The sequence below is a fragment of the Streptomyces sp. SID13726 genome (genome assembly GCF_010548375.1).
GTDB lineage: Bacteria > Actinomycetota > Actinomycetes > Streptomycetales > Streptomycetaceae > Streptomyces.
In genome coordinates this window covers 17,984-27,019 of the sequence record NZ_JAAGLY010000044.1, presented here as the reverse complement: position 1 = coordinate 27,019, position 9,036 = coordinate 17,984, and the positions used below count along the sequence as shown (strand labels likewise).

Here is a 9,036-nt window from a genome sequence, read left to right as displayed (position 1 = left end):
CGCGGTGCCCGACGCCCGACGCGCGACGCCCGACGCCCGACGCCCGACGCCCGACGCCCGACGCCCGACGCCCGACGCCCGACGCTCTTACCACCTCCCACCCCTTTCCGCACAGTTGGCGCCCACATGCCCCAAATCCTTTGACCCCTTGCCCCGGTGGGCCCCACGCTGGAGGTCTCGGTGTGTTCGGTCGGATGTACGGAGGCGGGTATGGGGGAGTCGGTGGAGTGGGGTGAGGTGGATTCCGCCTCGATGGAGCGGGTCAGTGAGCTGTTCTACGAGTTTCTGATGGCGGTGGCCCGGCCCCGGGACAAGGAGCGGGAAGAGGCGCGGGATCTCAGCAAGCGGCTGCGGTCCCACCTCGGGTTCACCCCCAGCGAGCACCCCGTCGTCAAGGCGGCCTACCCGCCATTCGACCTCCCCAACGTCCACCTCGCCCTGGAGCGCTGGTTCACGGCGGAGCCGACCCGCTCGTACGACCTCATCGGTCTGCGCGGTGCCCGCCACCACGGCGACCTCTCCCTCGGCGACATCCTCGAATCCGCCGACCGCTACGACCGTTTCGTGATCGGTGCCGTCGACTACGCCCAGCTGCCCGTCTCCCCGGACGACGAACTCCCGTGCGTCTCCTGCGGGTTCTACCTCGGCACCGACGGCGACCACCGCTTCGCCGTACTGCTGCGCGGCCCCGCCGACGAGTACGGCCGCAACAAGGTCGAGCTGGAAGTCCTCGCGGAGACGAAGGAGTTCGGGGACCGCGTGCTCGCCGACATCGACCGGCTGGTGCGCGAGCACAACATCTTCCGCGGCCAGGTGCTCTCCTTCGAGGGCTCGGACTTCCACTCCGGTCTCGGCCCGTTCCGCTTCCACCGCCGCCCCGGCCTCACCCGCGACGGGATCGTGCTGCCGGAGGGCCTCCTGGAGCGCGTGGAGCGCCAGGTCGTCGGCGTGGCCCGGCGCCGCGAGCAGCTGCGCGCGGCCGGCCAGCACCTGCGCCGCGGACTCCTCCTCTACGGCCCGCCCGGCACCGGCAAGACCCACACGATCCGCTATCTCCTCTCCCACCTCCCGGAGTTCACGGTGGTGGTCCTCTCCGGCACCGGCATCGACGCCATCGGCCCGGCCTGCTCCCTGGCCCGGATGCTCCAGCCCGCCCTCGTCGTCCTGGAGGACTGCGACCTGATCGCCGAGGCCCGCGACTACGGCGGCGGCGAACAGCCCCTGCTCTTCCAGGTGCTGAACGAGATGGACGGCCTCGGCGACGACGCCGACGTGGCCTTCCTCCTCACCACCAACCGCGCCGACCTCCTCGAACCCGCCCTCGTCCAGCGCCCCGGCCGGGTCGACCTCGCCGTCGAGATCCCGCTGCCCGACGCCGAGGGCCGCGCCCGCCTCCTCGACCTGTACGGCGCGGGCCTGGACCTCGGCAAGGAGATCGCCGAGGAGGTCGTCACCCGCACCGAGGGCACCACCGCCTCCTTCACCAAGGAGCTGGTCCGCAGGGCCGTACTGATCGCCGCGGAGCGCGAGTCGGCCCGTACGGAAGCGTCGGACGTCCGCGAGGCCCTCGACGAACTCCTCTCCGACAACGACCGCCTCACCTGCCGGCTGCTCGGCGTACGAGGCGGCGAGGACGTGGACGACGAGGACTGGATGACGGACGAGGACGAAGCCGGCCCCCAGTTCTACGGCGGCGTGTACCTAGGCCCCGCCCCCGGCCGCCGCCTCCCTCACACCTCCCTGGGCCACTACGACCCTCCGCCCCCACGCTGACCGAGAAGGCCAGAAGGCCAGAAGGTCAGGAAGCGCCGTCCTCACCACCCACGCCCACCTCAGCCGCCAGCACCAGTCCCACCCCCAACCCCCGCCCCTCACCCCACCGTCTCCGCAACCACCCCCGGCAACCACCCCCGCACCTCACCGAAGGCGAACCCGAGCCGCGTGGCACGGGCGTTGGACATGCCGTAGGAGTGGGTGAAGGAGAGCGGTGAGACCTCGCCGACCTCGACCGGCCGGAGGACCGTCCTGCCGTCGGGGACGTGCACGGCCACCGCCTCGCACAACTCCTCGGTGCCCAGCAGCCCGTGGGAGGCCGCGTTCACAGGACCGGTGAAGTTCTGTCCCACCGTCCAGGCGAGGAAGTCGGCGATCTCCTCCACGTGGATGTAGGTGGCCGGCTGGTTGTCCACCGGTACGGCGATGGGCTCGCCGGTGCGGATCCGGTCGGCGTAGTGGGCGAGCCGCCCGGTGAAGTCGTCGGTGCCGCCGAGGACATGGGCGACGCGGACGGCCGTAAAGGGAAAGGCGGGGTCGGTGGCGAACACGGATTCCGCCTGGCGCTTTCCTTCCCCGTAATGGGATTCGAGGAATTCCGGGTCGCCCCAGGGGAGTTCGAGGTCGACGGGCACGGTCGTGGTGTCGACGGCGTCCTCGCGTACGAGGGCGATGGAGTCCTCGTACTCGTAGACCTCCACCGTCGAGGTCATCACATAGCGGCGGGTGCGTCCCGCGAAGACCCGGCGGGCGATCGCCGCCTGGCGCGGGGTGTAGCAGACCTGGTCGACGACGGTGTCGAAGGCGCGGGAGCCCAGGGCGCCGAGCATGGAGTGCTCGTCGTCGCGGTCGGCGATGAGGTGGGTCACGCCCGAAGGGGGCGCGGACGAGCCCCGGTTGAGGACCGTGACCCGGTCCCCGGCGGCCAGCAGCCGGGCGATCAGCCGCTTGCCGAAATAGCGGCTTCCGCCGATGACGAGTATCTCCCGTGCCTTTTCCATGACCATAATTCTCCCGGCGCACCACCGGGTACTGAAGGGGGAACCATGGGAGTTCGGGACGCGACACCGAAAGAAGCGCGGCCGTCGCGCGTCGGTACCGTCGAAAACCCGGTGGCCTTCGACGCGGTGGACCGGCAGATCCTCGAACTCCTCCAGAGCGACGGCCGGATCAAGCTCAGTGAGCTGGGACGCCGGGTGCGGCTGAGCCCGGCCGCGGTCACCGAGCGGGTGCGGCGGCTGGAGGCGGCGGGCGTGATCAGCGGCTACGGCGCCCGGGTCGTACCGGCCCGGCTCGGGTACGGCATCCAGGCGTTCGTCCGGGTCGACCCGCACGGCGGCTACACCCTGAAGCACCCGCGGACGCTGGAGCTGATCGAGCGGCCGGAGATCACCGAGGTGCACCATGTCGTCGGCGAGGACTGCTGGATCCTCAAGACCGCCGTGCGGGACACCGTCCACCTGGAGGAGGTCCTGGAGGCCGTCTCCGCCCTCGGCCGCACGACCACGTCGATCGTGCTGACCTCTCCCGTGGAGCACAAGCCGCTCTTGCCTTGACCTCGGCGTCAAGGACTACGTTCGGGGGCATGCGAATCGGCGAGCTGGCCGCACGGGCCGGGACCACCACGCGGACCCTGCGCTACTACGAGACACGGGGCCTGCTGCCCGCGCGGCGCGGTGGCAACGGGTACCGGACCTACGACGAGGACGACCTGAAGCTGCTCCGGCAGATCAGGACGCTCCAGGACTTCGGGTTCGACCTGGAGGAGACCCGGCCGTTCGTGGAGTGTCTGAGGGCCGGTCACGAGGAGGGCGACACCTGCCCCGCGTCGATCGGCGTCTACCGCCGCAAGCTGGACGAACTCGACTCCCTGATCGGGGAGTTGCAGGCCGTGCGGGCCAAGATCGGGGCGCGGCTCGCCCTGGTCGACGGCACGGATCCGATGTGCGAACTGGGAGGACACGAACAGTGATCAGGGCAGCGGGTGTGACCGAGGTGACGGACACGGATTTCGAGGCGGAGGTACTGCGTTCCGAACTGCCGGTACTGGTGGAGTTCACCGCCGACTGGTGTCCGCCGTGCCGGCAGATGGGACCGGTGCTCAGCGCCCTTTCGGCGGAGGAGGGCGAGCGGTTCAAGGTGGTTCAACTGGACGTCGACACCAATCCGTTGACCACGAACTCCTATAAAGTCCTTTCGATGCCGACCTTCATGGTGTTCCGGAACGGAGAACCGGTGAAGTCGATGGTGGGGGCCCGGTCGAAACGCCGACTTCTCGAAGAGACAATCGATGTGCTCTGAGTCACTGAATTGATTACCAATGGGTAGTTGAATTCAGAGACTTCTAATATTTGCCTTTCCTTGGGTTTTGCGGAGCGGCGGCTGATATAGCTTTCTGGGTGTCGGGCAGAGAGCGCTTTCTATTCCCATGGGAGCGCTCCCTCCGTCCGGCCCCACCCCCCACCGCACAAGAAAGATCGCAACGTGACCTCTCTTCTCGCGAAATCCAGCAAGCGCAGGTCGACGACGGTGGCCGTGTCCGGCCTCGCCATGGTCGGCGCGCTGATCGCCGGCGCCGGTTCCGCCCACGCGGCGGACGACAACTGGTACGACCAGTCGGCCCTGCTCACCTCCTGCAACCAGAACGTGAACGGTCTGGGCAAGGCCGACCGGTGCCGGTTCGAGCCGGCCAAGCGCAGCATCTTCACCGGCCCGGCGAAGCAGGTCGGCTCGACCGTGCACGCCTGCGGAGGGAAGGTCACCTTCGGGCGGCAGACCACCGAGGGCCGCACCGAGGAGAACAGCATCAGCGTCTCGGCCGGTGTCGAGGCGGGCCTGTCGAAGATCTTCAGCGCCTCGATCCAGACGTCCTTCGGCCACACCTGGTCGTACTCCTCCTCGGAGACCGAGGAGATCAGCGCCGAGGTGCCGGAGTACTCCATCGGCTTCGCGACCATCGCCCCGGCGATGCAGCGGGTCACCGGCCGCATGGTCATCAACTACCCGAAGCGCCGCCACGGCCACTTCGAGTGGTACGCCTACCCGACGCTCACGCAGTACGACCCGGACGAGATGCAGTACGCGACGGTCACCATCCAGACGCGTCCGATGAACGCGTCCGAGCGCCAGTCGATGTGCAACAACTCCGGCGCGGTGTCCACCGCCCCGACCACGCACACGACGATCCACCTCGCCCAGTCGGGCACCTCGCAGGGCACGAGCCTGAGCGCCACGCCCCGTAACTGACACACGAGAAAACCCCCGGGCATTGCGCCCGGGGGTTTTCTCTGCGTATATTTAATGGTTCGCGACTTCGAAAGGGTCAGGTCGCAAAGAAGCTCAGTGAGCACAGTATATGCGGGCGGGAGCGGAATTGTCAAACACCGGTTTGCCAGACCATGAAATCAAGTGCGAACAGGAATTCATCGACGACCTGTACGCGCGCGTGGACGCCCTGCGCGGCGACACCGAGACGTCGGTCACCGACGCGCTCGCCCAGGGCAACACCCCCATGCAGGCCCGGCTGGAGCGGGACATCCTGGTCGCCGAGCGCTCGGGACTGCTGACGGCACTCAACGCGGTGGACGGCTCGCTCTGCTTCGGCCGGATCGACCTCACCTCGGGTGTCACCCATCACATCGGCCGGATCGGACTGCGCACCGACGACACCGAGCGCACCCCGGTCCTCATCGACTGGCGGGCCGACGTCGCCCGCCCCTTCTACCTGGCCACCGGCCACACCCCGATGGGCCTGCGCCGCCGCCGGCACATCGGCACCGACGGCCGCCGGGTCACCGACCTGCACGACGAGATCCTCGACCTCGGCGACCAGGAGCGCACCGGCCACGAGGACCCGACCGGCGACGCCGTACTGCTGGCCGCGCTGAACTCCGCGCGCACCGGACGCATGAGCGACATCGTGCAGACCATCCAGGCCGAGCAGGACGAGATCATCCGCGCACCCCATCGCGGGGTGCTGGTGGTGGAGGGCGGTCCCGGCACCGGCAAGACCGCCGTGGCCCTGCACAGGGCCGCCTACCTCCTCTACGAGCACCGCGAGCTGCTCGCCAAGCGGGCCGTCCTGATCGTCGGCCCCAACCCCGCCTTCCTCGGCTACATCGGCGAGGTGCTGCCCTCGCTGGGCGAGACGGGTGTGCTGCTCGCCACGGTCGGCGAGCTGTTCCCCGGCGTGAAGGCCACGGCGACCGACAGCCGGGCGGCGGCCGCGGTGAAGGGTCGGGCCGCCATGGCGGACGTCCTCGCCGACGCCGTACGCGACTGGCAGGCGCTGCCCGACCCGGTGATCGCGATCGAGCACGACCGCGAGGTCCTGATGCTCGACGACGGTCTGGTGAAGGTGGCCCGCGAGAAGACCCGGGCCGCCCGGCTGCCGCACAACGTGGCCCGGGAGCACTTCGAGGGCCATATCCTCAACACCCTCACCGAGCTGTACGCCGAGCGGGTCGGCACCGACCCCTACGACGGCAGCAGCCTCCTCGACCCCAGCGACATCACCCAGATCCGCGACGAGATCGCCGAGAACCCCGAAGTGTGGGCCGCCATCGACCAGTTGTGGCCCCGGCTGACCCCGCAGCGACTCGTCGCCGACTTCCTCGCCGACCCGGTCGGCTACCTCCCTGACGAGGACGCGGCCGCGATCCGCCGCCCGGTGACCCGGGGCTGGACCGTGGCGGACGTGCCCCTGCTCGACGAGGCCGCCGAACTCCTCGGCGTGGACGAGCGGGTGGCGCGGGCGCTGGCCGAGCGGGAGCGGGAGACCCAGGTTGCGTACGCGCAGGGCGTGCTCGACGTGTCGTACGCCTCGCGGACCTACGAGTTCGAGGACATCGACGACGAGGACTCCGAGGTGCTGTCCGCCCACGACATCATCGACGCCGAGCGGTTCGCCGAGCGGCAGGAGGAGGACGACCACCGCAGCGCCGCCGAACGCGCGGCGGCCGACCGGACCTGGGCGTTCGGGCACATCATCGTCGACGAGGCGCAGGAACTGTCCCCGATGGCCTGGCGGTTGCTGATGCGGCGCAGCCCGACCCGCTCGATGACCCTGGTCGGCGACCCCGCGCAGACCGCGGAGGCGGCCGGCGTCGGGTCCTGGTCCGGGATCCTGGAGCCGTACGTCGAGGACCGCTGGGAGCACGCCCGCCTCGGCGTCAACTACCGCACCCCCGCCGAGATCATGGACCTCGCGGCAGCCGTCGTACGCGCGGAGAACCCGGACTTCCAACCTCCGAGTTCGGTGCGTTCGACCGGCGTACGGCCCTGGGTCCGCGCCACCGACGATCTGCCCGGCGCGGTCGCCGAGGCGGTGAAGGAGCTGACCCCCGCCGAGGGACGGCTCGCCGTCATCGCCCCGCGCCATCTGCACCGCAGGCTCGCCGCCCGGCTCGACGGGGTGACGGCCGGCGAACAGCCCGACCTCACGCGGACCGTCGTCCTCCTGGACCCCCGGCAGTCCAAGGGGCTCGAGTTCGACTCGGTGCTGGTGGTCGAGCCGGGGCTGTACGGCACGAGCGACCTCTATGTGGCGCTGACCCGGGCGACCCAGCGGCTGGGGGTGCTGCACACGGGCCGGTTGCCGAAGGCGCTGGTCACCACCTGAGTACCAGGGATCACCAAGGCGTAACAGTTCACGCCGGAGTCACCGCCCGTGCACGGTCGGTGCGGTATGCGTGTGCGGTATGGATGACCATTCCCACGCCGTCCCACCGACCGGCGGTGCCCCGCTCGGCTCCCTGCCCGTCGAGCCGCTGCTCACCGCCGAGTTCGACGCCGACCCGGGCGCGGTGTACGAGCGGCTGCGCGGCACCTACGGGCCGGTCGCGCCGGTCGGCCTGATGGGTGTGCCGGTGTGGCTGGCGCTCGGGTACACCGAGGTCACCGAGGTGCTGCGGAACGAGAGCCAGTGGCGGCGGGACGTCCGGTACTGGCGGGCCCGGGCGGAGGGGCGGCTGCCGCGGGACTGGCCGCTGCTGGCCGGGTACGAGGTACGGCAGATGATGTTCATGGACGGCGAGGAGCACCTGGGCGCCCGCCGTACCCACCACTCGGCGCTCAGCCCCTTCCAGGACGCGCGGAGCCCGGAAGGGTGGGAACTGCGGGCCGCCGTCGCCCGGTACGCCGACGAACTGGTCGGGATGCTGGCCACGGAGTCGGGCGCGGTGGGCTTCGCCGATCTCGGGGCGCAGTACACCCGGCCGCTGCTGCTCATGGTCACGACCAAGTTGTTCGGCTGTCCGGTGGAGTTGGGCGACGAACTCGTCATGGACCTGTGGCGGATGCTGGACGGGGGACCGGAGTCGGGGGCGGCGACCGGGCGGGCGCTCGGGGCGTTCACCCGGCTGGCCGCGCATCGCAGGGCACGGCCGGGCGACGACCTCACCTCCTATCTGCTGCTCGCCGATCCCGGGCTGACGGACGAGCAGTTGGGGCGGGAGCTGTTCATGAACGCCGTGTACCTCAACGACATCACCGGGAACATGGTGCTCAACACCCTGCTGGAGGTGTTGCGGGGCAACGCCACGGTCCGGCGCAGCCTCTCGGCGGGACAGCTCGGCGAAACGGTCAACCGGGCGGCGCTGGCCAACCCTCCGGTCGCCAACATGTGCTTCCGGTTCGCGGCCCGGGACGTGCGGCTCGGGGACGTGTGGGTGCGGGCGGGCGACGCGGTGTCCCCGTCCGCCGCCGCAGCCCACCGCGACCTGCTGGCCATCGGCTCCTCCCACATGGTGGGCGCGACGGTCTCCACCCGGGCCCATCTCGGCTGGGGCGCGGGACCCCACCAATGCCCCAGCGCCGCCCGCGAGTTGGGCGGAATGATCGTGACCACCGCGGTGGGCCGCTTCCTCGACCACTTCACCCGCGCCGAACTGACCCTGCCGCCGGACCAGTTGCCCTGGCGGTCGGGCCCGGTCGTCAGGGGCCTGCGCGTCCTGCCGGTCCGCTACGAACTGGAACCGGGCACCCTGCCGCCCCGGCGCCCGGACCCCACGGAACCGACCGCACCCCAACCCGCCGACGGCTATGCCCGACGCCTGCTCACGGTGCTGCGCCGGCTGATGCCCGGAAGTAAGGAAGAGGGGCGGATCCTTCCGTAAAGGATCCCAAATTCCGGTAATGAGAAACGGGTCGGCCGACCGGAGCGCCGAGGGCGCACCGCCCCGCGCCGACCACGCGAGTGCTCCCTTATGTCTCGATACGCCCCCGGGAGGAAACGGGTGAGCAGGTATCAGATCATCCGGGACC

General features: G+C 70.2%; 8 protein-coding genes. 7 read left to right on the top strand and 1 reads right to left on the bottom strand.

Going from position 1 to position 9,036, the window contains the following annotated elements; all coding sequences use genetic code 11:
• Positions 1-210 precede the first annotated feature (210 nt).
• The gene (locus G3I78_RS45705) at positions 211-1,773 is read left to right on the top strand and encodes an ATP-binding protein (protein ID WP_164436298.1); all 1,563 of its coding nucleotides are present in this window, start codon (positions 211-213) and stop codon (positions 1,771-1,773) included.
• Positions 1,774-1,871: 98 nt separating this feature from the next.
• On the opposite strand, the gene G3I78_RS45700 is transcribed toward G3I78_RS45705, so the two are convergent.
• On the bottom strand, positions 1,872-2,780 hold the full coding sequence (locus tag G3I78_RS45700; protein ID WP_203616435.1) for an NAD-dependent epimerase/dehydratase family protein: 909 nt from the start codon (positions 2,778-2,780) through the stop codon (positions 1,872-1,874).
• Between the two features lie 105 nt (positions 2,781-2,885).
• On the opposite strand from G3I78_RS45700, the gene G3I78_RS45695 reads away from it, so the two are divergent.
• From G3I78_RS45695 to G3I78_RS45670, 6 genes are all read left to right on the top strand, one after another.
• The gene (locus G3I78_RS45695; RefSeq protein WP_164436294.1) at positions 2,886-3,329 is read left to right on the top strand and encodes an Lrp/AsnC family transcriptional regulator; all 444 of its coding nucleotides are present in this window, start codon (positions 2,886-2,888) and stop codon (positions 3,327-3,329) included.
• Between the two features lie 29 nt (positions 3,330-3,358).
• A complete protein-coding gene (locus G3I78_RS45690; RefSeq protein WP_164436292.1) occupies positions 3,359-3,745 on the top strand; it encodes a MerR family transcriptional regulator in 387 nt (128 codons plus the stop codon).
• Positions 3,746-3,759: 14 nt separating this feature from the next.
• The gene (locus G3I78_RS45685) at positions 3,760-4,074 is read left to right on the top strand and encodes a thioredoxin family protein (RefSeq protein ID WP_164436291.1); all 315 of its coding nucleotides are present in this window, start codon (positions 3,760-3,762) and stop codon (positions 4,072-4,074) included.
• Between the two features lie 183 nt (positions 4,075-4,257).
• Complete coding sequence (locus G3I78_RS45680; protein WP_164436289.1) at positions 4,258-5,019, top strand: hypothetical protein; 762 nt, start codon at positions 4,258-4,260, stop codon at positions 5,017-5,019.
• Between the two features lie 109 nt (positions 5,020-5,128).
• A complete protein-coding gene (locus tag G3I78_RS45675) occupies positions 5,129-7,393 on the top strand; it encodes a UvrD-helicase domain-containing protein (RefSeq protein ID WP_164436287.1) in 2,265 nt (754 codons plus the stop codon).
• A 79-nt stretch (positions 7,394-7,472) separates the two neighbouring features.
• Positions 7,473-8,888 (top strand): cytochrome P450, encoded by a 1,416-nt coding sequence (locus tag G3I78_RS45670; RefSeq protein WP_164436285.1) that lies wholly within the window; start codon positions 7,473-7,475, stop codon positions 8,886-8,888.
• The last annotated feature ends 148 nt before the right edge of the window (positions 8,889-9,036 follow it).